The 20,637-nt window shown below is 67.4% G+C and carries 22 protein-coding genes; 14 read left to right on the top strand and 8 right to left on the bottom strand.

The window, feature by feature from the left end:
- Positions 1 to 471 (top strand): AlpA family phage regulatory protein, encoded by a 471-nt coding sequence (locus ABS78_RS19425; protein WP_293383286.1) that lies wholly within the window; start codon positions 1 to 3, stop codon positions 469 to 471.
- Between the two features lie 476 nt (positions 472 to 947).
- Here the strand turns inward: ABS78_RS19425 and ABS78_RS19420 are convergent, their stop codons facing one another.
- Genes ABS78_RS19420 through ABS78_RS19410 form a run of 3 tightly spaced genes read right to left on the bottom strand, consistent with a single transcriptional unit; the run spans position 948 to position 5,120 of the window.
- Positions 948 to 2,426 (bottom strand): efflux transporter outer membrane subunit, encoded by a 1,479-nt coding sequence (locus ABS78_RS19420; RefSeq protein WP_293383283.1) that lies wholly within the window; start codon positions 2,424 to 2,426, stop codon positions 948 to 950.
- Positions 2,427 to 2,434: 8 nt separating this feature from the next.
- On the bottom strand, positions 2,435 to 4,003 hold the full coding sequence (locus ABS78_RS19415) for an MDR family MFS transporter (protein ID WP_293383280.1): 1,569 nt from the start codon (positions 4,001 to 4,003) through the stop codon (positions 2,435 to 2,437).
- Positions 3,990 to 5,120: an HlyD family secretion protein gene (locus ABS78_RS19410; protein WP_293383277.1), complete on the bottom strand. Its 1,131-nt coding sequence runs from the start codon at positions 5,118 to 5,120 to the stop codon at positions 3,990 to 3,992. The genes ABS78_RS19415 and ABS78_RS19410 overlap by 14 nt, the downstream gene beginning before the upstream one ends.
- Positions 5,121 to 5,221: 101 nt before the next feature.
- On the opposite strand from ABS78_RS19410, the gene ABS78_RS19405 reads away from it, so the two are divergent.
- Positions 5,222 to 5,719: a MarR family transcriptional regulator gene (locus tag ABS78_RS19405; protein WP_293383274.1), complete on the top strand. Its 498-nt coding sequence runs from the start codon at positions 5,222 to 5,224 to the stop codon at positions 5,717 to 5,719.
- Positions 5,720 to 5,798: 79 nt separating this feature from the next.
- On the opposite strand, the gene ABS78_RS19400 is transcribed toward ABS78_RS19405, so the two are convergent.
- Positions 5,799 to 6,305 (bottom strand): hypothetical protein, encoded by a 507-nt coding sequence (locus ABS78_RS19400; protein ID WP_293383271.1) that lies wholly within the window; start codon positions 6,303 to 6,305, stop codon positions 5,799 to 5,801.
- Between the two features lie 436 nt (positions 6,306 to 6,741).
- Here ABS78_RS19400 and ABS78_RS19395 point away from each other — a divergent pair, with 436 nt between their 5' ends.
- From ABS78_RS19395 to ABS78_RS19380, 4 genes are all read left to right on the top strand, one after another.
- Complete coding sequence (locus tag ABS78_RS19395) at positions 6,742 to 7,551, top strand: enoyl-CoA hydratase-related protein (RefSeq protein WP_293383268.1); 810 nt, start codon at positions 6,742 to 6,744, stop codon at positions 7,549 to 7,551.
- Positions 7,552 to 7,584: 33 nt separating this feature from the next.
- Positions 7,585 to 8,724, top strand: coding sequence for a nitronate monooxygenase family protein (locus tag ABS78_RS19390; RefSeq protein ID WP_293383265.1), 1,140 nt, complete (start codon positions 7,585 to 7,587; stop codon positions 8,722 to 8,724).
- 13 nt (positions 8,725 to 8,737) lie between these two features.
- On the top strand, positions 8,738 to 9,184 hold the full coding sequence (locus ABS78_RS19385) for a PaaI family thioesterase (protein ID WP_111275441.1): 447 nt from the start codon (positions 8,738 to 8,740) through the stop codon (positions 9,182 to 9,184).
- Positions 9,185 to 9,247: 63 nt separating this feature from the next.
- Entirely contained in the window at positions 9,248 to 10,030 is a 783-nt protein-coding gene (locus ABS78_RS19380; RefSeq protein ID WP_111275442.1) for an NUDIX hydrolase, read from the top strand.
- 12 nt (positions 10,031 to 10,042) lie between these two features.
- Here ABS78_RS19380 and ABS78_RS19375 read toward each other — a convergent pair whose 3' ends face one another.
- Genes ABS78_RS19375 through ABS78_RS19365 form a run of 3 tightly spaced genes read right to left on the bottom strand, consistent with a single transcriptional unit; the run spans position 10,043 to position 12,251 of the window.
- Positions 10,043 to 10,813, bottom strand: a complete 771-nt coding sequence (locus ABS78_RS19375) for a helix-turn-helix domain-containing protein (RefSeq protein ID WP_293383262.1) — start codon at positions 10,811 to 10,813, stop codon at positions 10,043 to 10,045.
- An 8-nt stretch (positions 10,814 to 10,821) separates the two neighbouring features.
- The gene (locus tag ABS78_RS19370) at positions 10,822 to 11,667 is read right to left on the bottom strand and encodes a MaoC/PaaZ C-terminal domain-containing protein (RefSeq protein ID WP_293383259.1); all 846 of its coding nucleotides are present in this window, start codon (positions 11,665 to 11,667) and stop codon (positions 10,822 to 10,824) included.
- A complete protein-coding gene (locus tag ABS78_RS19365) occupies positions 11,667 to 12,251 on the bottom strand; it encodes a carboxymuconolactone decarboxylase family protein (RefSeq protein WP_293383257.1) in 585 nt (194 codons plus the stop codon). The genes ABS78_RS19370 and ABS78_RS19365 overlap by 1 nt, the downstream gene beginning before the upstream one ends.
- Positions 12,252 to 12,336: 85 nt before the next feature.
- Here ABS78_RS19365 and ABS78_RS19360 point away from each other — a divergent pair, with 85 nt between their 5' ends.
- The 8 genes from ABS78_RS19360 (at position 12,337) to ABS78_RS23940 (ending at position 19,235) form a co-directional block, all read left to right on the top strand.
- Complete coding sequence (locus tag ABS78_RS19360) at positions 12,337 to 13,431, top strand: zinc-binding dehydrogenase (RefSeq protein ID WP_293383254.1); 1,095 nt, start codon at positions 12,337 to 12,339, stop codon at positions 13,429 to 13,431.
- 6 nt (positions 13,432 to 13,437) lie between these two features.
- Entirely contained in the window at positions 13,438 to 14,625 is a 1,188-nt protein-coding gene (locus ABS78_RS19355) for a transporter (protein ID WP_111275532.1), read from the top strand.
- Positions 14,622 to 15,050 carry a Zn-ribbon domain-containing OB-fold protein gene (locus ABS78_RS19350; RefSeq protein WP_111275447.1) on the top strand — a complete coding sequence of 143 codons (429 nt, stop codon included), beginning with the start codon at positions 14,622 to 14,624 and terminating at the stop codon, positions 15,048 to 15,050. Before ABS78_RS19355 ends, ABS78_RS19350 begins: the two co-directional genes overlap by 4 nt.
- On the top strand, positions 15,047 to 16,678 hold the full coding sequence (locus ABS78_RS19345) for an NAD(P)/FAD-dependent oxidoreductase (RefSeq protein ID WP_111275448.1): 1,632 nt from the start codon (positions 15,047 to 15,049) through the stop codon (positions 16,676 to 16,678). Before ABS78_RS19350 ends, ABS78_RS19345 begins: the two co-directional genes overlap by 4 nt.
- 68 nt (positions 16,679 to 16,746) lie before the next feature.
- On the top strand, positions 16,747 to 18,015 hold the full coding sequence (locus ABS78_RS19340; protein WP_111275449.1) for a cytochrome P450: 1,269 nt from the start codon (positions 16,747 to 16,749) through the stop codon (positions 18,013 to 18,015).
- 112 nt (positions 18,016 to 18,127) lie between these two features.
- Positions 18,128 to 18,430: a hypothetical protein gene (locus tag ABS78_RS19335; RefSeq protein ID WP_293383251.1), complete on the top strand. Its 303-nt coding sequence runs from the start codon at positions 18,128 to 18,130 to the stop codon at positions 18,428 to 18,430.
- A gap of 142 nt (positions 18,431 to 18,572) precedes the next feature.
- Positions 18,573 to 18,743, top strand: coding sequence for a hypothetical protein (locus ABS78_RS19330; RefSeq protein WP_205854105.1), 171 nt, complete (start codon positions 18,573 to 18,575; stop codon positions 18,741 to 18,743).
- A 342-nt stretch (positions 18,744 to 19,085) separates the two neighbouring features.
- Positions 19,086 to 19,235, top strand: coding sequence for an amidohydrolase family protein (locus ABS78_RS23940; RefSeq protein WP_205854106.1), 150 nt, complete (start codon positions 19,086 to 19,088; stop codon positions 19,233 to 19,235).
- An 81-nt stretch (positions 19,236 to 19,316) separates the two neighbouring features.
- Here ABS78_RS23940 and ABS78_RS19325 read toward each other — a convergent pair whose 3' ends face one another.
- Positions 19,317 to 20,606, bottom strand: coding sequence for a cytochrome P450 (locus ABS78_RS19325; RefSeq protein WP_165843930.1), 1,290 nt, complete (start codon positions 20,604 to 20,606; stop codon positions 19,317 to 19,319).
- Positions 20,607 to 20,637 lie beyond the last annotated feature (31 nt).

Below are 20,637 nucleotides of genomic sequence, written 5' to 3'. Positions count from 1 at the left end.
TTGGCCAACTGGCGCACCTTCCTCGACGCGGAAACCTCGGGCGGCCGTTTCCTGCCCTGGCGGGAAGTGGCGGTGTCCACGGGGCTCAGCCGAACCACGGCATGGCGCCTCCAGAAGCGCGGTGACTTCCCGTCTCCGTATGCCATTTCACCCGGCCGCGTCGGATACCGCGAGGCTGAAATCGAAGCGTGGCGCGTCTCGCGGGGCCACAGCGTCGGGCGGGCGAGCGCGAGAGGCTCGGCGACCCCTGGCGGCCCGGAGAGGTGCGCGACCTCACGTGACCGCTTAGCGTCGCAGGGGCCCCGTTTGGACGGGCCGTTGGCCGAAGGCGCCGACAACCGCGAGGCGAAGGCGCCGCAGGTGGTCGGCAGCGTGGAGCGGGCTCGCGCCGCGACCCGGCGGGGAGCGGCTGGGCGACGCCGTTCGCAGCACGCGAAGGCGATCGCTCAGCAGATGTTGTTCGACTTCTGACGCCTGCGAGCGACGGGACGGTCGCACCGTCGATGCATCCTCGGGGGGCAAGTCTGGGCGGGCGAGCCGCGTCCTTCGAGTCTTCCGGACCAGAGCCTCTGGGCGCCCCCCGCCGCGGCACGCCGGTCGCCGAGGGATCCGGCGGCGCCGTGAGAGCCGAGGCGCCACTGCGGCGGACCAGGCTCAAGGCTTCTCCTAGCGCAGTCAGATGCGGACAGGGCGCAATATCCCGCCACGAGGGAGTCGCCCGACTGATCCGAGATCCGCGGATGTCCGTGGAGCCGCGCGCGGTCGGGGCCGGGTCTTCCTCGACGTGTACCCGTCGCAACCCCGACCGACGGGCCGGATGTCTGGGTCGTCCACTCCGTGGCGCGCCACGCACTGGCCGGCGTCTCCGCGGGCTCCGGTCGCGCTGGGCGCGGTAGCGGGCCGAGGCGCCGCGGGCTGAGATCGGCAGCGAATGACCTGTGCGTCCACTACCCGCGATCAGGCGATCCCTCAGGCAGGGGCGTCGCCTCGGCGCGCCAGCCCAATCCCAGCGACTTCTGGATCGCCACCCAGCTGGTGGTCATCGCCGCGACCGCGCGGCTGAGGTTCGCTCTGGCCTGGGCCCGCTGGCGGAGCGCCAGGTTGAGGTCGCTCCGCCCGATCGCGCCTGCGGTGAAGCGCTGTTGGTTGAGCTCGGCCGCCGTGTCCGCCTGGCGGCTGATCTGCGTGAGCGCCGCGACGTTGATGCGATGCTGGCCAAACCTTTGGAGCGACTGTTCGGCGTCCTGAAGCGCGCGGAGCACGACATCGCGGTACCGCGCGTCCGCCTCGCCACGCGCGGCCTGGGCCTGGTCGATCGCGGCTGCGGTCCGCCCGAAATCCAAGAGACTCCATTGCAGGCGCGGCAGTGCGATCGTCGAGAGGTTCGCCACGTCGAAGACGTCTTCGGGGTCGGTTCCCCCGAGTCCCAGGATGCCCATGAAGGACAACCGCGGAAAGCGTGCAGCCTCCGCCACGCCAACCCGCGCGTTCGCGGCGGCGAGCCGGCGCTCGGCGGCGCGGATATCCGGTCGACGTGCGATCAGCCCGGCCGGGTCGCTTACGGCGATGGAGGCAGGCGGCAAGGGAATAGGCGCCGGCGCCGCCAGCAGATCGTCCAAGCCGCCCGGCGCACTCCCCGTGAGGACCGAGAGCGCGTCCTTGAAGACCGCAATGTCGGCCTCCGCTTCGGCGATCTGCGACCTCAAGAGCTCCAGCTCGGCATTCGCGGCGCCGACCGGAAAGAGGGGCAGGGCGCCGGCCGAATAGCGCTGATACGTCAGCTCCAGGGTCTGCTGCTGCAGAACCTGCTCCTGACGCGCGAGCTCGAGCCGGAGCTGCGCCTCGCGGAGGCTGATGTATGCGCGCGCGACTTCCGCGGTGAGCTGTACTTTCGCGTCGTCAACGGTCGCGACCAGGGCCGCGGCCTCGGCGTTGGCGCTTTCGATGCGCCGAGATTGCCCCCCTGCGAAGTCCACCTCCCAATTCGCATTCAGCCCGACGTTGTAGATGCTGAGACGGTCCTGCGTCTCTGCGGCGGTTGGATTCGACGGGGTCGCTGGAGGCGTGGCCGGCAGGTCCAGGCCCGGAACCCGGGCTTGAACGGTCGTAACCTGCGCCGCGAGCGCCGGCAGTCGATTGGCTTGTTCCCGGCGCACGGTGGCGCGGGCCTGGCTCACGCGCGAGCGCGCGGCGGCGAGGCCCGGGTTTCCGGCCAGCGCCCGCGCTTCAAGTTGGTCGAGGAGGGGGTCGCGAAGCAGGGACCACCACTCCTCGAGCAGCGGGCCTGGAGCGACGATCTCGCTGTTGGCTCGCAGGAACGGCTTCGACTCGCGGCCGGCGATCGAAGGCGGTCCGGCGTAGTCGGGGCCGACTGCGCAACCGCAGAGCAGGATCGCCGCCGGGACGGCCAGGAGTGCGTTTCGCATGCGACGTCTCAATGCATGGAGAAGCTGGTGGTCTTCGGAAGGGGGCGCAGGAACAGCACCAGCGGAAGCGTCGCCAGCGTGATCACGCCCATGACGGTGAACACGTCGTTGTAGGTCATGACGAAGGCCTCGCGTTGGATCGTCCCCGCGAGAGCCCTGGTCGCCGCGTCCACGCCCCCAAGGGTCACCGCCAGGCTGTCAAGATGCTCCTGCAGCCGCGGGCTGTTCGCATTCAGCGTCTCCTCCATGCGGCGACTGTGGTGCCAGATCCGCTGGTCCTGAAAGGTGGCGAGCCCCGCCAGCGCAAAGGAGCCCCCGAGATTGCGGGCCGCATTGAAGATGCCGGAGGCGTCGCCGGCATCCTCGGCCGGCACCGAGGCGACCGTCGCCTGATTCAGGAACATCATGGTGAGGATCATCCCGACCCCGCGCAGGAACTGGCTTTCCGTGAAGACGCCGCCCCCGGACTCGGCGGTGAGTCTGATGCTGATGAAGCAACTGAGGGCCATCAGAGCCATCCCAACCCCGACGGCGATGCGGATGTGCATCCTGCGGATCATGAGGGGCAGGAAGGGCATCAGCAGAAACGCCGGCACGCCCATCCAGAAGATCACCAGCCCGGTCTGCAGGGCGTTGTAGTCCGAGATGAGGGTGAGGAACTGGGGAATGACGTAGGTCGATCCGTACATCACCATGCCGAGCGCCAAGGCCATGACCACCACGCTCATGAACTGGCGGTTCAGCATCAGCCGGAGCTTCAAGACCGGCTTCCTAGCCTTCAGTTGGCCGTACGCCAGCAGGGCGAAGCCGAGGACCGACACGGCGGTCAGCTGCACGATCAGCGCAGATGCGAACCATTCCTCGCGATGCCCCTCCTCCAGCACCACGGTCAGGCCGCCGAGGGCGAGCACCATGCCGGCGATTCCGGCCCAGTCGGCATCGCGCAGATAGCTCCAGTCGGCGCGCTCATGCGGCAAGCCGATGAAGAGCAGGACGAGCAGGAGCGCGCAAACCGGCACGTTCACGAAGAAGGCGTAGTGCCAGCTGAGATTTTCCGTGAGCCAGCCCCCCACCAAGGGACCCATGACCGGGCCCAGGATCACTGTCATCCCGAACACCGCCAGTCCAATCGGCTGCTGGGCCGGTGGAAGTCGCTTGGCCACGATGGTCATCGCCGTGGGGATAAGCACGCCGCCCGTCAATCCCTGGCCGGTGCGCCCGATGATCATCGTCGTAAGATCGCCAGCCAGGCCGCAGACGACCGAGAATGCGGTGAACGACGCGACGGCCACGATCAGCAACGTGCGCAGTCCCAGGAGTCGTTCGAGCCAGGCGCTCAGAGGAATGATGACGATCTCGGCGACAAGGAACGCTGTGGCCACCCACGTGCCCTCGGTCCCGGAGGCTCCGATCTCCCCCTGAATAGTGGGAAGCGCCGAATTCACGATGGAGATGTCGAGGGTGGCGAGCATCGCCCCCAGCGCGCCGGCTGCGACCGCGAGCCACGCCGTCAGGTCGGCGCGATCGGTCCGCGCGAGCGGCGGCCCAGCGCCCGAGGAAGGGTCACGGGTTGGCACGACGTAGCCTGTCGAGCTGACCTCGGGCGTTGCGGGTGTCGATGGTCACGACGACAGACATGCCTGGCACCAGCAACCGACGGACTTCCGGCGTGGAAAGCAGCGCAATCCGCACCGGCACGCGTTGGACGATCTTGGTGAAGTTCCCGGTCGCATTCTGTGGCGGAAGGATCGAAAACTCCGCTCCTGTTCCGGGCGCGATGCTTTCGACACGCCCTCGCAGATCGACCCCCGGCAACGCGTCCACCTCGATCCGAACCTCTTGCCCGGGGCGGATGAGGCCGAGTTGGGTTTCCTTGAAGTTCGCCGTCACGTAGACACGATCCCTGGGCACGATGCTCATCAGGCGTTGGCCGGGCTGGACGAATTGACCGGGCCTGAGCGTGAGATCGCCGACCCGGCCTGAGATACTCGCTCGCAGGGTCGCGGAGGCGACGTTGAGTTGCGCGGCCTCGAGCTGGGCCTGCGCGGCCTCGGCCTGCGCGCCCGCTTGGCGCAACTGCGCGCCCAAGGTGTCCCGCCGCCGTTCCGCCGCCGCCAGGGTGGCTCGCGCGGCCGCGACCTGCGAAGCCGCCTGCTCAGACTGCATCTCGAACTGATCGAGCTTCTCGCGCGCCTCCGCACCCGTCGCCGCCAGGGGCCGATATCGCGCGACCTGTTGGGAAGCCAGTCGCGCCTGGGCGGCGATCGCGCCCAGTTGGGCGCGTGCCTGTTGGATGGCGGCGTCCTGTTCGCGCCGCTGCGCGCGCAGGGTGTCTGCGCCGGCAAGCGCGACGGCGATCTGCGCGCTCGCCTGGCTCGCCTGCGCTCCATAGTCGCGGGAATCAATCTTCGCGAGCGCCTCTCCGCGCCGCACGAGCTGATTGTCCGTTACAAGAACGGCGTCCACGTACCCGGCGATCTTCGATGCGACCACGACGCTGTCGGCCGCGATGTAGGAGTTGTCGGTCGATTGCTGGAATCTCCCGAATTGCTGATGTCGGACGAACCAGAAGGCCCCCAAGACGGCAAGTACGAGCGCGGCCAGGAGCAGCCCGCGGCGGACCCTGGGGTCAGCGAGCCCCCGCGGTCGCGCTGGATTGTCTTCTGCAGGGTTCGAGCCGTCGGTGGTTGTCATGTGCCTGGTAGCCGTCGGGAGAGGCCGCTTGGCCCGCTTCGGGCGGTATAGTCGCTTTCGAAAATAACTGAAGTCCTTTACTAAAATAACTGAAGTCCTTTATGAATGACTCCTATCCGAAGCGCGTTCCGGAGGCTCTCGCGATGCGCGAAGCGGACTATTCAGCGATCGTCACGGATGATGATCGGCTTCTCTTCCTGATGGATGAGATCAGCCGCGCGGCCCGTCGAGCGTTCGACGAGAGGGTGCAGGCAATTGGCCTCAATCGCACGCAATGGCACGTACTCGCCGAGTTGGTCAGGAACCCTTCCCTCACGCAGTCGGAAATCGCGAAGCGGCTGGAGTTCGAGGCCGCGACGATCGGCCTGGCGGTGTCGGCCCTGGAGCGCCGAGGATACGTCCGTCGCAAGCGCGGCACACGAGATCGAAGAGTCTGGAGCTTGGAGCTGACCTCTGCGATGGAAGCCATCCTCCCCGATGTTCGCCGCGCTGCCGACCTTACGCACCATTCGCTTTGGGCTGGCCTCACGCCCGCAGAAAAGAAGGTGATGAAGCAGCTGCTCGAGCGCGTGAGCGGCAACGTGCGTTCTCCGACCTGAGCGCCCCGGATGCACTCGCCTTCCGCTGCTCATCGCGGGCCGCACGCTCAAGCGAACGCCGACGAACGACGACGGCCGCTCAACGCAGCACCTTGCATCCGCGTGCGGCTTGCAGGCCGCGTAGAAAGCCTCGCCGGGCAAGCGCAGCGTCCAACGCGAGTTCCGCTTCCCGCTTGGCGGCGGCCGCGCCCGTCAATTCCCGCACGACACTTCGGAACGGCACCACTGAATTGACGAGGGACCGTCCCCCGGCTTCAACGATACGTGTTGCGCGGTTGTCCTTCGGCAGCGGCGGCGCATCGAAATCCGGTCCCAAGGCGACGTCGAGCTCGCGAACGGACGCGGCCAGCGCGCGGCAGCTTCCAAGGCCTCGAGGGCTGTAAGGCGCTGCGGCAGCGTGAGAGATGACCTCCGGAATCTTAGGCGAAACGACGCCGAGGTCGCGAGCCGGCTGGGTCACCACCGCTCTCGCGCCGTCGAGGCGCACCGCCCTGGAGGCCTCGTCCTTCGGCTGCGCCAAGGTCCCCGAAGGCCACGTCACGGCTAGAGCAACGATCACCGCCACGCTGGAAAATTTGTAAGCCATGATACAAAAAGTGTCATTGCCCCCGAAAGTTCCGAGGCCGCCGTCACCCCGCCTTGCACTGGCCGCTTGTCGCCATATTGCGGTCGCGGCATCCGCCGCCTCATCATTGCTGGCCAGGTTCCATGGGCGCGGCCGACCTTCTGCGCCTCAGGGCCGAGCCATCTCTGGCCGGTCCGCCGCCGCGATGGGCGCGCTCGAAACTCATCTCTCGCCTTCCCGCCCTCAGGCCGGACCAACTCGGGTCCCTTCGGCCTTTGCGAACCCAAGGTTCCTAAGGCGCAAATGGTCCGCCACCGCTCGTCGCTGGGGCGCCGGACGAAGGTGAAGGCAGCTGCGAGCGCGCCTCTGCTGAACATGCGCATTCGCGCCTTGGCTTCCCCAGGGACATAGGCGACACACTCGTGATATAGCGCGACACATATGAGCGAGAGTGAAGATGCACGAGGTCGTTGGCTTGGAGCGCATCGGCCACGTGGCCATCGTGACACTCAACCGCCCTGAGGCGCGCAACGCCCTCAACCCGGAGATGATCGTGCGCCTCGCCGCCGCATGGCGGACGGTGCGCGACGATCCGGACATCCGCGCCGCCGTCGTGACGGGCGTCGGGGACAAGGCGTTCTGCTCCGGGGCGGACCTCGGCCGTCTCATCCCGCTCATCAGCGGGAGCCGCGAGCCTGAGGACGACTGGGATCGTCAGGTCGTCGAAGACAGGGAGATTCTCGGGACGGCGCTGCTGCGGACGTTTGATGCGGTCAAGCCGGTGATCGCGGCGATCAACGGCCACGCCATCGCCGGCGGCATGGAGTTGGCGCAAGGAACGGACCTTCGCGTGGCGTCAGACTCCGCCAAGCTCGGCGTGCAGGAAGTCAAATGGGCGATCTTTCCGGGCGGGGGATCGACCGTGCGCCTGCCGCGGCAACTCCCCTATGCGCGGGCGATGGAACTGCTGCTTACGGGGGATCTGATCTCCGCCGACGAGGCGCTCACATGGGGCTTCCTGAACCGCGTCGTACCGCCGGGTGACGTTCTGGAGGCGGCTCTTGAGTTGGCCCAGCGCATCGCCGCCAACGGGCCGATCGCCGTCCAGGCGATCCGCCGGTCCGCACGCGCCTGCCTCGGCCGGCCGGAGGAAGAAGCGATGTCCCTGGAGGCGAAGTTCTCCGCTCCGGTGTTCCGGAGCGAGGATGCGCGCGAGGGGCCGCGCGCCTTCATGGAAAAACGCCCACCGGTATTTTACGGGCGCTGAGGCGCCAGGGAAACGTCAGCGAGAAAGGTCGCCATGCCGCTGCACAGCCGAATTTGTGAGATCCTCAACATCCAGTATCCGATCGTTCTGGCGGGCATGGGCGGGGCGAGCGTGCCGCGCCTGGCGGCCGCGGTGTCCAACGCCGGGGGCCTGGGCGTGCTGGGGGCGGCCGCGTGCCCCCCGGAGCAGCTGCGCGCCTGGATCCGCGAAGTCCGCGCGCTCACGGACAAGCCGTTTGGCGTGGACACGCTACTGCCGGCGTCGGTGCGACGCAGCGGCGGACCTGCGGCCGGCGAGGCCTCGGGGGGCCTCTCGCCCGTCGACCGCCTGGAAGAGGCCCGTGCGTTCGCTGGCGAGTTCATGCGGCGCGAAGGCCTGGAGGCCTCGTCGCGACCGCCACGCGCAGCGGATGACGGAAGCGCCGTCGAGGGACTGGCGATGTTCTCGAAGGACTTCTTCGAGGCGCAGATGGAAGTCGTGGTCGAAGAGAAGGTCCCGGTCTACGCCGCCGGCCTCGGCAATCCAGGACCGTGGATGGATCGTTTCCGCGAGAACGGCACGAAGGTGATGGCGGTGATCGGATCGGTGAAGCACGCACTGCAGGTCGCCTCCTCGGGCATCGACGTGGTCGTGGCCCAGGGCCATGATGGAGGCGGCCACAATTCCCCGATCGGCACCATGGCGCTGATCCCGCAGGTGGTGGACGCCGTGGGCGGTCGCCTGCCGGTCCTCGGCGCGGGCGGCATCGCGGACGGTCGCGGCGTCGCCGCGGCTTTCATGCTGGGCGCGGAGGGGGCCTGGGTGGGGACGGCCTTCCTGGCGACCGAGGAGGCAGGGCTTCTTCCGTTCCAGAAGGAAGCCCTCGTGGAAGGCGGTGATGGCGACACCATGGTGTCCAAGTCCGTGACGGGGAAGCCGGCGCGCGTGATCCGAAACAAGTGGGCCCAGGCGTGGGTCGATGCTGGCCGGGACCCGCTGCCCATGCCCTTTCAATCCATGGTGGCCGGCCCAGTCATGTCGGCGGCTTCGCGCGCGGAGCGCAAGGACATCGTGCCGGGGTTTGCCGGCCAGGGCATGGGCCTCATCAAGGCGATCCGCCCCGCCCGCGATGTGTTTGCCGATCTCGTGTCCGGCGCGGAGGCTGCACTGGCCCGCGCGCAGACCTATTCCTGATCGGGAGGTTACGATGATCGCGCGCCGCATGCCCGACTTCCATCCCGAGATGGTCGACGGCTTCATCGCCAGTAGCAACCGGATGACGGGCCTGCCCGAGTTCCTCGGTATCCGAGTGACCAACATCGAGGCTGGACGCCTCACGGCGGAGATGACTGTCGATCCAAAACTGTTGACGAGCTTCGGCAACATGCACGGGGGTGTCCTCTCGGCGCTTTGCGACCACGTGCTGGGATGCGTGTGTTACCCGCACATGGAGAAGGGGCAGTGGGCCGCGACGACAGAGTTCAAGATCAACCTGCTGGCGCCGGTCTCCACGGGGGCGGTGCGCGCGCACGCCGAGATTCTGTCGATGAGCAAACAGACGGCCGTCGTGCGGATCGAGATGGAGAACGAGGGCCGGCTATGCGGCTCGGCCCAGGGAACCGTACTGATCCAGAACCCCCGGCCAAAGGGCTAGCGTCGCCGCCCGCCGGCACAGTGTACACAGCGCCCGCCATGCGGGTTTTCAGGGAGAGCCAGGATGCCCGACGCGCCACAAGCGCCCGAACCGAAGCCGGCCGCGACGGTGCTGCTGCTGCGCGATCAGCCGGAGTTTCAGGTCCTGATGGTAAAGCGTCACCATCAGATCGATTTCGCTTCCGGTGCCCTGGTGTTTCCGGGCGGCAAGACCCACGCGGGCGACAGCGATCAAGGTTGGGCACAGCATGCGTTGGGGTGGGACAAGCTGGATGCCGTGCAACGGACCTTGCGCATTGGAGCAATCCGTGAGGCCTTCGAGGAGGCGGGCATTCTGCTCGCGCAGTCTTCGGACGGCGCGCCGTTCGAGGCGCCGTGCGACGCGTCGGTCCGCAGCGCAGTGGACGCCGGCGAGCTCGCTTTCATCGACGTGGTGCGCGATCTCGGCGTCAAACTTCGGCTCGACGATCTGGCCGTCTTCGCCCGCTGGATCACGCCCACCATGATGCCGAAGCGTTTCGATACATGGTTCTACGTCCTGCACGCTCCGCCGGGACAAGTGGCGGCCTGCGACGGGCGCGAAACCGTCGACGCGGAATGGATTGCGCCCGCAGAGGCCGTCCGAATGGCCGCGTCGGGCGAGCGCACCATCATCTTCCCGACCCTTATGAACCTGCGACTCCTCGCGGAGGCCCAGACTGCGCGCGAATGCCTGGACCGCGCCCAGGCCCGGACGTTGGTCACGGTGCTGCCCGAAGTCACGGTGCGGGATGGAGCGCGTGTGCTCGTGATCCCGCCCGACGCCGGCTACGGTGACGTGTCGCAGCCCCTGAGCGCCCTGCGCTGAGGGCGGGCAAACCTAGGCCGAGGCCCGCTCAGCAGGCGCGAGGTCGGTAAGGGCGCTTCGGAGAATGTCGAGGATCTCCGTCCTGCGCCCCTGGAAGAAGGGCTCTGCGGCCGCCACCGCGAGGGCGAGCGGCCGGTTGGCGTAGCCCGCGCGCAGCGGGACAGCGAGCATCGCGGCGTGCGGCGTCACCAGCCCGACGTTGAACGCGAAGCCCCGGGCGGCAGCCTGGCCGGCTTGCTTCTCGATAGCCTCCGCGGCCGGCGCGGCCTCGGGTCCATCCCACGTCGCCAGGGCCCGGAGGATCAGAATGCGTCGGCGTTCCGCAGGCTCTTGTCCAAGCAGGACGTGGCCCAGCGTGGAGCGAGCCAGGCACCGCCGGTCGCCGGCCTTCACGTGATATCGGATCGGCGTTTCCGCCTCGAGCACACGCACATACTGGCAGTAGCCGTCGCTGATCGACCCGAGCACAACGGTCATGCCCGTCGCATCTGCGATCGCGCGCATCTGGTGCTGGATGCCTCGGAGCGAGAGGATTTCCTCGCCGACCCAGTGGCCCAGCAGCGACACGCGGATGGACGGAAAGAACGTCTTGTCCGTGATCGAGTATTCGAGGTAGCCGAGGTCCGCCAGGCTGCGCAGCAGCGCCGCGGTGCTCGAATGCGGATAGCCCAGCGCCTGCGCGACGTCGTGGATGGGCGCCGGACGCCGCACGGCGTCGAAATACTCGAAGATCTCAAGCGTCCGAGCGGCGGACTTGACGATGGAAGCGTCGGGACTGCGCATGGACGAACCTACTCCGTGAACCTCGCCTCGGCGTTGGACAGCACGATCCGGCCGTCCTGCGTCTCGGCCTGCACGAGGGCCCGACCGGGCCCGTCCCGCCAGATGCGCGTCGTGATGGTGTCGCCAAAGCCCACACGATCTGCGAAGCGGCCCCGCATGGCGCGAAACGCTGCGGGGTCGTCATGGCATAGTTCCCGCAGGATCGCACGGCCGACGACGCCATAGGTGCAGAGGCCGTGCATGAAGGGCGCCGGAAAGCCGCCCTTCAGCGCGAAATCCGGATCGATGTGAATCGGGTTCAGGTCGCCGGAGAGGCGGTAGATGGCGCCCTGTTCCGGGCGTGTCTCAAACGCCACGGTGATGTCCGCCGCGCGCGCCGGTGGCGCCGCGTCGGCGGAGGCTGGGCCTCTCTCGCCGCCGAAGCCTCCGCCGCCCCGCACGAACAGGGTGGCGTGGGTCCGGAACAGCGCGCCGTCGCTGTCGAACCCGTGACTTTCAATGCCGATGACGGCGGCCTTGCCCTTGTCCCAAACCTCGGTGATCCGCCCCGTCACCGTCACCTCGGCCTGCGGAGGAAGGGGTCGGAAAAGCTCAACGGACTGCTCTCCGTGCAGCAGCATCTCCAGACGCATGTCGACGTCTCGCATGACGGCGCTCATGGCCCCGCCGCCCGCGATCACGGCGAAGGTCGGCAGCACCTTGGGGCCTCGGCCTTCGTAGACGTACTCGAGATCCTCGGCGGGTCTCGCGCCGACGCCGAGCGCATAGAGGATCGCGTCGCGCGGGGACCAGATGCGCGTCACGGCAGGAAGCGTGAGACCGACGAGTTCGGCCGAGATCGGTTTGCGCGGCATCAGGGTTGGGCTCCGACGAAAGGGACTTCACCATCCGGCGGCCAGGCTGCGACCCCGTCTTCGAGCGGCGCCTGCAGGCTTCGCAGCAGCTGCGAGAACATGGTCCAGTTTCCCAGGGCGATGACCAGCTCGATCCTCTCCTGATCCGAGCGGAGGTGGCGGCAGCAGGCCGCCCACGCCTCGTCGCCGATGGCCCCTTTGTCGAGGGTGTCGTCGGTCGCCTGCAGGACGGCCCGATCAGCCTCGCTGAGTTCCGCCGCCTCGCGCCAACGCCGCACCGCCAGGAGATCGGCTTCGGGGATATCCAGGCCGCGTGCGACCCGCCAGTGCTGGGTCCATTCGTAGACTGCGCCCGTCCGCCAACCGATCCGGAGGATGAGCAACTCGCGGAGCCGCGGGTCGAGCGCGTTCCCGGTGAACAGGAGCGTCTGCAACAGGTCGCCGAGGCGCTGCGCCACCGTCGGGTGGCGTAACAGGATGCGGAACACGCTCAGCTCGGCGAAGGCTTCGGGCAGCCCATGCCGGCGCGCCGCGTCGCGCGCATCGGGCAGATCCAGCATCGGCACCCGGGGTTCCACGTGCATCTTGGGTCACTTGCGTCATCACACGGATATGCGTTAGGTGTGACACAAGCATGTTATGGACGTCTAGCCTTGATCGGGTTCTTGGATGTTGCCGAAAACCACGCTCGCCATGGTGCAGACCGGTCCGCGGCGCCTCGAGGCCCGCGAGCTGCCGATGCCGGCGATCGACGACGACAGCGCCATTCTCCGGGTTGAAGCCTGCGGTATCTGCGGGAGCGACTACGAGCAGTTCGAGGGTGTCCTGCGCGTCCCGACGCCCGTCGTGCCGGGCCATGAGCCGCTCGGGGTGATCGCGGCCATCGGCGACCGCGCGGCGCGGCGTTGGGGTGTCGATGTCGGCGACCGCGTTGCGGTCGAAACCATGCTGGCTTGCCACTGCTGCGACACCTGCCTGGGCGGGCGCTACCACCTCTGCAGCCACCGCCAGATCTACTCGTACATTCCCCTGAGCTCGGAGCCGGGGCTTTGGGGCGCCTACGCCCAGTATATGTGGCTTGCGCCGAATGCGATCCTGCACAGGATGGATCCTGCCCTCCCGCCCGAACTCGCGGTGATGTTCAATCCGCTCGGCGCCGGGTTCCGGTGGGCGGTCGAGGTGCCCCAGACGCAGGTCGGGGACACGGTCCTGATCCTGGGCCCGGGACAGCGAGGCCTGGCGAGCGTGGTCGCCGCGCGCCATGCCGGCGCCGGAAAGATCATCGTGACCGGCCGGTCCGCCGACGCTCGCAAGCTGGAGATCGCGCGGCGGCTCGGCGCCGACCACACGATCGACGTCGACAACGAGCCGGCGCTGGAGCGGATCAAGAGTTACACCGGTGGCCGCGGCGCCGACGTGGTGGTGGAGGTCACCTCCTACGCGACCGAACCCGTGCGCGACGCCCTGGGCTATGTCCGGCCCGGCGGAACGATCGTGCTCGCGGGCGTCAAGGGCTTCAAGCCCGTCGATGACTTCGTGTCCGATCTGATCGTCCTGAACGAAATCACCATCAGGGGCGTCATCGGCGTGACGTCGTCCGGCTACCGCAAGGCGATCGATCTGATCCACGCCCGCACAACGCCGCTCGAGATCATGCACACGCACGATTTTGCCCTCGAGCAGGCCGAGCGGGCCATCCGGACGCTGGCGCGCCAGGTCGAGGGCGAGGAGTCCATTCATTCCTGCCTCATTCCACCGGTCTGACAGATGATGAGCCGCGAACAATTCCATTTCGCCGACAAGGCCGCGATCGTCGGGATCGGCGAGACGCCCTACGTCAAGGGATCCGAACGCACGGCCGTGGACCTGATGTTGGAGGCGTCCCGGCGGGCCATCGCCGATGCGGGTCTTGCGCCGCGCGACATCGACGGCATGGTTCCGCCCCCCATCTACACGACGTCCGAGGAACTCGCCGCAAACCTGGGCGTCGACGTACTGCGCTACGCCTCAACCGTACACATGGGGGGCGCCAGCCCGACCACGGCCCTTCAGAACGCGGCGATGGCGGTCGCTGCGGGGATCGCCGACAACGTGCTCGTCGTGCTCGGCTGGAACGGCTTTTCAGCGCTACGACCGAAGGCGGGCGCGCCGCCGCAGCGGCCGATGAACATGAACACGCTGACGCGGACGATCCAGGGCTTCTATCTGCCCCACGGCGTGACCCTGCCTGTGCAGATGTACGCGTGGCTGGCGATGCGGCACAAGCAGCTGTACCGCGTTCCGGGCCAGGCGATGGCGGAAGTCGCGCTCGCTTGTCGCGAACATGCGCAGCTCAACCCGCGGGCCCTCACCTATGGGCGGCCGCTGGACGTGGAGACCTATTTCGACGCGCGCTGGATCGCGGAGCCCTTCCGGCTCTACGACTGCTGTCTCGAGACCGACGGCGCGTGCGCCGTGGTCGTGACCAGCGCCGAGCGGGCGAAGGACTTGCCGCATCGGCCCGTCTACATCGCGGGAGCCGCCGAAGGGCATCCCTATCCCGCCGACGACATCCCGTCGCGCCCCGACATGTTCAAGATCGGGCTGAGCTACGCCGCGCCGCGCGCCCTGGGGATGGCGGGCGTGTCGATCGACGAGATGGACTTCCTCCAGGTGTACGACTGCTTCACCTACGTGGTCCTGCTGCAGCTCGAGGCGCTCGGATTGTGCGAGCCAGGCGGTGTCTACGATGTCGTCAAGGACGGCCAGCTCCGCCTCGGAGGCCGACGTCCGCTCAACACGCACGGGGGGCTCCTGAGCGAGGCGCACGTCTGGGGTCTGAACCATGTCGTCGAGGCGGTGCGCCAACTCCGAGGCGACGCTGGCGAGCGTCAGGTCCGGGGCGCTCGCATGGGTCTCGTCACGGGTTGGGGCGATCTCGGCGACGGCAGCCTCGCCATCCTTCGGAACGACATATGACCCCGACGCCCCGCACCCAGGATCCCCTCGACGAGGCCTTCTGGTCCTATTGCCGACAGCGCGAGCTGCGGTTCCAGCGCTGCGGCGGCTGTGGCGCATGGCGGTTCCTGCCACGCTACATGTGCGCACACTGCGGCTCGCCCGACTTCACATGGTCCGAGTCGAGCGGGCGTGGGGTTCTCTACACGTGGACCGTCATCCACCAGGCGATGCACCCGGCATTCGCTAAGGACGTCCCCTACGTCGCGGCCGTCGTGGAACTGGAGGAGGGGGTGCGGCTCGCAACCCGCCTGACGCGCTGTGCGCCGGACGAACTGCGGTTGGGGCTCCCGGTGCGGCTGGCCTTCCACGATCTCGGCGATGGCGTCATGGCGCCCTGGTTCGAACTCGTCGAACCGACAGCCGACAGGACGGACGGACAATGACGGACGCCGCCGCCCCATCACCATCGGCCGAACCGTTCGAGGTCATCGTCGTAGGCGCAGGCTTCAGCGGCCTCTATCAGCTCCGGCGGTTGCGGGAGCTTGGGTTCCGGGTCCGCCTGCTCGAGGCCGCTCCGGACCTGGGCGGGATCTGGTACTGGAACTGCTATCCCGGCGCACGGGTCGACAGCCATGTGCCGCTCTACGAGTACTCGGACCCCGAGTTGTGGCGGGACTGGTGCTGGAGCGAGCGCTTCCCGGCCTGGGCGGAACTTCGCCGGTACTTCGAGTATGTGGACCGCAAACTCGATCTGCAGAAGGACATCCAGTTCGGCTGTCGCGTCGAAGGCGCCCGCTTCGACGACACGCGGCATACCTGGCAGGTCCGCACCAACACGGGCCAAACCCTCGAAACGCGCTTCCTGCTGATGTGCACCGGGTTCGCCGCCAAGCCGTACACGCCCGATCTCCCCGGCCTCGACCGCTTTGAGGGTCTTGCCCACCACACCGCCCTCTGGCCGCAGGACGGCCTCGACATGGCCGGCAAGCGGGTCGGCGTCCTGGGGACGGGCGCCAGCGGGGTCCAGGTCGTCCAGGAGGCAGCCGCCGTCGCACGCGAGGTCGTCGTCTTTCAGCGGACACCCATAATCGCCTTGCCCATGCGCCAGCGACGGCTGAGCCGGGAAGACCAGGCGGCGCTGAAGCAGGAGTATCCCGCGCGCTTCGCGAGCCGGCCGCTCAACTTCGGCGGCTTCGATTTCAAGCGGATCGGCGGCGAGTCGGCGCTGGCGGCGTCGGAAGAGGAGCGGCGACGCGTCTACGAAACGTGCTGGGCCGCGGGGGGCTTCGCTTTCTGGTCCGCCACCTTCGGCGACATCCTGACCAATATGGCGTCAAACCGGACGGCCTATGATTTCTGGCGGGAGAAGGTGCACGAACGGGTCGAGGATCCGGTCGTCGCCGAGACGCTCGCGCCCTCGGAACCCCCGCACCCGTTCGGCGTCAAGCGGCCGTCCCTGGAACAGACCTACTACGACGTCTTCAATCAGCCGAACGTCACGCTGGTGGACTTGAGGGCCGATCCAATACGGGACGTGACCGCCACGGGTGTCCGGACCGCGCAACGCGGGCACGACCTCGACCTCCTGGTCCTCGCCACAGGCTTCGATGCGGTCACCGGCGGTCTGACACAGATCGATATCCGCGGACCGAGCGGCGCGAGCCTTGCTGAGACCTGGGCCGCCGGCGCCGCCACCTACCTGGGCATGGCAACCAAAGGGTTCCCGAATCTGCTCTTTCTCTATGGTCCGCAAAGTCCTTCAGGGTTCTGCAACGGGCCGAGCTGCGCCGAACTGCAGGGCGAGCACGTCGTCAGGCTGCTCGCGCATCTGCGCGCCGGCGGCTACCACCGCCTCGAGGCCAAAGCGTCCGCCCAGGCGGCGTGGTCGCAGCATGTCGAGGACGCTGGAGCGATGACGCTCTTTCCCTATGCGGACTCCTGGTACCTCGGCGCGAACATCCCCGGCAAGCCGCGGCAGTTTCTCAACTATCCGGGCGGCCTGCCCCTCTATCTGCAGGCCTGCGAAGCGTCGGCCGCAGCCGGCTACGACGGATTTGACCTGTCTCGATGAGGCCCAGGGATCAGAGCCTCGACACCGATCACCGAGCGGGGGACCGCCCCCTGTAGGAGCCCAGCAAGATGACCGCATTCTCCTTGGACGCGCCAACCCGGCGGCCCAGCGCCCACGAGATTCCGCTTGCACAAATCGATGTCAGCAAACCCATCCTCTTTCAGACCGATGTGGTGGGCGACTACTTCGCCCGCCTGCGGCGTGAGGATCCCGTCCACTACTGCGCGGAAAGCGCAAATGGGGCCTATTGGTCACTCACCAAATTCGACCACATCGTGCAGGCTGACACCAACCATCAGGCGCTGTCGTCCGACTCGAAGTGGGGTGGGATCGCGATCCAGGATCTCAACAGCATCGAGGCCGCGGTTCCCATCGAGATGTTCATCGCGATGGATCCGCCCAAGCACGATCAGCAGCGACGCGCCGTCAGCCCCGCAGTTGCGCCGGGCAACCTGAAGCTCCTCGAGCCGATCATCCGCGCCCGCGCCGGCGAGATCCTCGACGCGCTTCCGGTCGGCGAGGAGATCGATTGGGTCGATCTCGTCGCGATCGAGCTGACGACCATGACCCTGGCTACGCTCTTCGACTTCCCTTGGGCCGAACGGCGCAAGCTGACCCGGTGGTCCGACGTCACCACCGCCTCACCTGAGACGGGCATCGTCGCGTCCTTCGAGCAGCGCCGCGACGAACTGTTGGAATGTGCAATGTACTTCAAGGCGCTCTGGGACGAGCGGGCCAAAGCGCCCCCGCAACCCGACCTCATCTCGATGATGGCGCATGCCCCGGCGACGCGGGATATGCCGTTCGTCGAGTTCATGGGGAACCTGCTGCTCCTCATCGTCGGCGGCAACGACACGACCCGCAACTCGATCAGCGGCGGCGTCGTGGCGCTCAACCAGGCGCCGGACGAGTACCGCAAGCTGATGAGTGACCCGTTGGCGCGCATTCCAGGCATGGTGTCGGAAATCATCCGCTGGCAGACGCCCATCACACACATGCGGCGCACGGCGCTCCAGGACGTCGAAATCGGCGGCAAGACCATCGCAAAGGGCGACAAGGTCGTGATGTGGTACCTGTCCGGCAATCGCGACGACGAGGTCATTCCGCAACCGGACGAGTTCATCATCGATCGGCCGAACCCGCGCCATCACCTGTCGTTTGGATTCGGAATTCACCGCTGCATGGGCAACCGCCTCGCCGAGCTCCAGTTGCGGATCGTCTGGGAGGAGATCGCAAAACGGTTTCGGCAGGTAGAACTCGTCGGCGAGCCCCAACGCACCTACTCCAACATCATCCGGGGCTTCACCGCCTTGCCCGTGAAGCTTCACGCTCACTGAGGCGCGGCGGCACGACGCCGCCCCCTCCGGCGACCCGCAACGCCGCCGCCGCTCGGCGTTCTGACTGTGAAGTCATGAGGCGGTAAGCTAGGATTTCAGGAAGGATAGGGACATGCTCCGCAAGCCGATTTCGGCAGACTCGCATATCACCGAACCGCCGAACTGGTACGTCGATCACATCGATCCGGCATATCGCGACGGCGCGCCACGGATCCACAGCCTCCCGAACATCGGCGACGCCTTCGTCATCGAGGGGATGGCGACCCCTGTTCCCCTCGGGCTCCTCGCGGCGGCCGGCAAGGACCCGAAGGACATAACGACGGCCGGCGTGCGTTTGCGGAGCTGTGGCGAAGCGGGTGGGATCCGAAACATCGCCTGGCCGATCAGGACCTGGACGGGGTTGCGGCCGAGCTGATCTATCCCACCGTCGGGATGCTTCTCTGCAACCACCCCGACTTCGATTTCAAGAAGGCCTGCTTCGAGGCCTACAATCGATGGCTGGCAGGGTATTGTGCGGAAGCGCGCCGCAGCGCCTCTATGGGCTAGCCCAGGTCTCGATGAAGACGCAAGCGGTCGGCGTCGACGAACTGCGGCAAGCGCACGTCGCGGGGTTCAAGGGCGTGATGATGCCCGGAGATCCGGGCGAGGCCGACTATGACGACCCGATCTGGGTGCCCGTCTTCCGAACGGCGGAGGACTGGACATGCCGCTCTCGTTCCACATCCTGACGACGAAATCGGGGTCGCTCGCTCAGAACCCTCGCGGACCGCGGATCAACAGTTTCCTGTCCATCATCCGCGGCAATCAGGACATCATCGGCACGCTGATCTTCGGCGGCGTGTTTGACCGCCATCCTAAGCTGAAGATCGTCTGCGTGGAGGCCGACGCCGGGTGGGCGCCGCACTACATGTACCGCATGGATCACGCCTACAAGCGCCATCGCTACTGGATGAAGGCCCCGCCGCTCGCGCACATGCCGAGCGACTATTTCAAGGAGCACATCTACATCACGTTTCAGGACGATTGGGTCGCGTTCAGCACCACGGAGCTGATGAACGAGCGCCGGCTGGATGTGGGCCAGCGATTTCCCTCACTCGGACTCCACTTGGCCCAACTCCCAAGCGGTTCTCCAAGAACACACCCGAGGTCTGTCCACGGCCACCCGCGACCGCATATGCCACGACAACGTCGTCGAACTCTACGGTCTCTCGATCGCCTAGCCGCAGGCGGCATCTGCGCCGGCGCCCTTCGCCCATTCTGTCGTCCGGCATCCGCAGCGCCGACGCGGATGCGGCGTCCGGTCACGCGGGGGCGTCAAGCCGCGATCCGGCCTCGGAGTCGGACCGACTGGGCTCGCCCACCACCGTCAGGGATTCGATGCCGCGGAAGAAGGGCAAAGTGCGCCATTTCGGCGGATCCGTTTGGGTCAGTCGCAGGGCGGGGAAGCGCTCGGCCAGGCGTTGGAGCGCGCGCTTGGCTTCGAGGCGCGCCAAGGGGGCGCCAATGCAGATATGGGCGCCGCCGCCAAAGGCCACATGCGGCGCCCGCTTGCGGGTGATGTCGAAATGGTCCGGTTCCTCGAACACCTCGGGGTCCCGGTTCGCGCCATGCAACGAGGTGATGAGCAACTGGCCGGCGGGGATTTCGCGCCCGCAGACCTGGCGGGGCGCCTCGGTGACGCGGCTGGTGATGGCGACCGGCCCCTCGAAGCGGAGGATCTCCTCGACCGCGGAACCCGAGAGCGCCGCCGGGTCGGCCGTGAGCTTGCGCCATTCCTCCGGATGGGTCAGCAGCAGCCAGACGCCGTTGCCGATCAGGTCCGTGGTGGTGAGGTTGCCGCCGACCAACAGCGCGGACAGGTTCACGCGGACCTCATCGTCGGACAGCGCCGCCCCGTCCGCTTGGAGCTTCACCATGTCGCTGATGAGGTCTTCCTGGGGCGACGCCCGCCTCATAGCCATCAGGTCGGTGAAATAGGCCGTGAGTTGCGCCGAGCCCCATTCGGCGCGAGCGGCCTGCTCAGGAGAGCGGAACGGGTTGAGGCTCAGGATCACGGCCTCCGACCAGTCGCGGAACTCCCTGCGCCGATCCGGCTCGACCCCCAGCACATGGGCGATCACCAGGATCGGCACGGGGATGGCCACGTCACTCATCAGGTCGAAGGGCTGGCCGCTCGGCAGTGCGTCGATCACCTCGTCGATGACCTCTTCGAGGCGCAGCTTCATGCGGTTGATGCGCCCGTAGAACGCCTGGGCCAGCGGCGGTCTGACCCGAGCGTGGTCAGGGTTGTCGAGGGTGAGGATGCTCTCCTGACGGCCCAGCATCTGTTCGGGAGGGCGCTTGAGCAGCGCGCCGTCCTCGGCGTGGCTCGAGGCCCGCCAGATGGACGCATCGTTGACGGTTTGCCGGACGTCGGCGTAACGCGTCAGGAACCAGCTCTTGACCGGCTCGTCGCGCATGACCGGGCACCGCTGGCGCAAGGCCTTCAATCGGCTGTGCGGGTCGTCGCGCGCGGCGGGATCCAGAGCGGTGGTCTGGATAATGTTCCATTGCGGTTCGCCCGCACCGGCCGTCTCGGTATCATCTGGCATCGCGATCCTCCTGAATGTGTCGGCCGCCGCC

Source organism: Phenylobacterium sp. SCN 70-31 (assembly GCF_001724605.1).
Lineage (GTDB): Bacteria > Pseudomonadota > Alphaproteobacteria > Caulobacterales > Caulobacteraceae > Phenylobacterium.
Note: the sequence above shows the minus strand (reverse complement) of the source record. Positions and strands in the feature narration are given on the sequence as shown.

Coding starts and splice junctions, on each gene's coding strand:
- ABS78_RS19420 (WP_293383283.1), bottom strand. CDS start 2,426: ATGCGAAACGCACTCCTGGCCGTCCCGGCGGCGATCCTGCTCTGCGGT.
- ABS78_RS19410 (WP_293383277.1), bottom strand. CDS start 5,120: ATGACAACCACCGACGGCTCGAACCCTGCAGAAGACAATCCAGCGCGA.
- ABS78_RS19405 (WP_293383274.1), top strand. CDS start 5,222: ATGAATGACTCCTATCCGAAGCGCGTTCCGGAGGCTCTCGCGATGCGC.
- ABS78_RS19400 (WP_293383271.1), bottom strand. CDS start 6,305: ATGGCTTACAAATTTTCCAGCGTGGCGGTGATCGTTGCTCTAGCCGTG.
- ABS78_RS19395 (WP_293383268.1), top strand. CDS start 6,742: ATGCACGAGGTCGTTGGCTTGGAGCGCATCGGCCACGTGGCCATCGTG.
- ABS78_RS19390 (WP_293383265.1), top strand. CDS start 7,585: ATGCCGCTGCACAGCCGAATTTGTGAGATCCTCAACATCCAGTATCCG.
- ABS78_RS19385 (WP_111275441.1), top strand. CDS start 8,738: ATGATCGCGCGCCGCATGCCCGACTTCCATCCCGAGATGGTCGACGGC.
- ABS78_RS19380 (WP_111275442.1), top strand. CDS start 9,248: ATGCCCGACGCGCCACAAGCGCCCGAACCGAAGCCGGCCGCGACGGTG.
- ABS78_RS19375 (WP_293383262.1), bottom strand. CDS start 10,813: ATGCGCAGTCCCGACGCTTCCATCGTCAAGTCCGCCGCTCGGACGCTT.
- ABS78_RS19370 (WP_293383259.1), bottom strand. CDS start 11,667: ATGCCGCGCAAACCGATCTCGGCCGAACTCGTCGGTCTCACGCTTCCT.
- ABS78_RS19365 (WP_293383257.1), bottom strand. CDS start 12,251: ATGCACGTGGAACCCCGGGTGCCGATGCTGGATCTGCCCGATGCGCGC.
- ABS78_RS19360 (WP_293383254.1), top strand. CDS start 12,337: ATGTTGCCGAAAACCACGCTCGCCATGGTGCAGACCGGTCCGCGGCGC.
- ABS78_RS19355 (WP_111275532.1), top strand. CDS start 13,438: ATGAGCCGCGAACAATTCCATTTCGCCGACAAGGCCGCGATCGTCGGG.
- ABS78_RS19350 (WP_111275447.1), top strand. CDS start 14,622: ATGACCCCGACGCCCCGCACCCAGGATCCCCTCGACGAGGCCTTCTGG.
- ABS78_RS19345 (WP_111275448.1), top strand. CDS start 15,047: ATGACGGACGCCGCCGCCCCATCACCATCGGCCGAACCGTTCGAGGTC.
- ABS78_RS19340 (WP_111275449.1), top strand. CDS start 16,747: ATGACCGCATTCTCCTTGGACGCGCCAACCCGGCGGCCCAGCGCCCAC.
- ABS78_RS19335 (WP_293383251.1), top strand. CDS start 18,128: ATGCTCCGCAAGCCGATTTCGGCAGACTCGCATATCACCGAACCGCCG.
- ABS78_RS19330 (WP_205854105.1), top strand. CDS start 18,573: ATGAAGACGCAAGCGGTCGGCGTCGACGAACTGCGGCAAGCGCACGTC.
- ABS78_RS23940 (WP_205854106.1), top strand. CDS start 19,086: ATGTGGGCCAGCGATTTCCCTCACTCGGACTCCACTTGGCCCAACTCC.
- ABS78_RS19325 (WP_165843930.1), bottom strand. CDS start 20,606: ATGCCAGATGATACCGAGACGGCCGGTGCGGGCGAACCGCAATGGAAC.